Genomic DNA, 1519 nt, shown 5'->3' on the forward strand with positions numbered 1-1519 from the left:
CTGCTCAGAAACTGCCGATCCCGTTGATGGCGGAGCAGTTGCGACAAAATAGGTATCAATGGGTAGTTCGGTAAAAGAGTATGCGCCAGAAGATGTTGTCATTTGCTGCAAATAGGTATCGCCTGCACTTGGTACCCCATCGCCATCATCATCTCGATAAAGCCTTACGACCACTTCGTTTGGTGTAACCCCGTCGCCCGAAATATCGCTGTCACCATTTTCATCTAAATAAACCGTACCACTGATATCAAAGCAACCAATACAGAAACGATAATCTTCCACTTCACCGCTATCAACGGTGGTGGAAATATTTGAAGTGGTCAGTGCGGTATTGGCTATCCTAAACCGAGAAAAGAAATACCCGGTGTTACTTCGATCGGCAGGATCAACCGTAAAAGTCACACTACAAGTAAAATTAGAGCCTGAAGTATTGGTACAGTCTGAATTGGAAGAACCCGCAGCAGGCACTGTTATCGTGACCCCTTCATCAGCTTGGAAAGAGTTATCTTGGTCCCAGTCAATCCAGCCAACAAACGTTCGACTTGCCCCAGTATTATTAAACACACTGGCTGTTACCGTAACCTCTCCTGTAGCTGGATCAATTTCAGTTTGAGGGAAACCAGTAATACCGTCATCAAAGGTATCGTTATTAGCTAACGTGCTGTTTCTGTTATTCGTTTCAAAACTAACATTAGAGCCAAAACGTAAGTTTGTTCCCGTTAAATCAACGTTGTGTCGTGCAACGCCATAGCTACTTGGAGCATCGGTCGCTTCAAAGTTACAAGCATAACCTGATGTATTAATTCGCACACCACCATCATCGCCAGCACCACCAGAAGAGCCTCCTGTTGCCGGTGTTTGCGTACCTTCTATTTGAATACTTGTGATTGATGTCATCCAAGATGGGAGTAATATTTGCGAACCATGAGGATAAGATCCAAAAGAAGTGACCCCAACATTACCCCCGCCACTGAGCATTGATGCCCCATTCTGTGCGGATAAATTTGCTGTATTTTGACTATCACTTGGCGTAACCAGCTCGGCGACTGTCGTACCATTAACTTTCACTCTAATTCTAATGGTTTCAGTAAAATCGCCTCTTCCTGTCCATTGGTTACCATTATTCCAGCCCCAATTAGCACTAATAATAATCCGCCCACCAGAGCCCGTACCACCGACAAGATTGGTATTAAAGACACCAATATTTCTGGTTCCCCAGCCATTTCCTCCATCACCATCAAAATAATAATCACCACCAAAAGTCGTAGGAGATGCATAACTTTGCGAACACTGCTGAGCCTCTACATTTTGAGAGAGCAAAAGTGATGAAAATAACAAAGCCGTGGAAAAAATAGCTTTGCAGCATGAAGATACTGGTACGAACTTTCCCATTATCTCACCTCGGTGGTATTAGTTTGATTCAATGAACTCAAAATTGTTATGCAAGAATGTGTCCGTTCTTAAGCAAACAAAAAAAGTCATAGATTTTATTGATCAGCACAAAGTTATGAGATCACCC

The 1519-nt window shown here is 43.3% G+C and carries 1 protein-coding gene; it reads right to left on the reverse strand.

Annotated elements, in window-relative coordinates:
- Nucleotides 1–1392, reverse strand: a 1392-nt coding sequence (locus I3255_RS14220) for a GEVED domain-containing protein (protein WP_238039401.1), incomplete at its 3' end; no start/stop codon positions are given.
- Nucleotides 1393–1519 lie beyond the last annotated feature (127 nt).

It is taken from the genome of Psychrobacter sp. Ps6, from assembly GCF_022129235.1.
Classification (GTDB): domain Bacteria; phylum Pseudomonadota; class Gammaproteobacteria; order Pseudomonadales; family Moraxellaceae; genus Psychrobacter.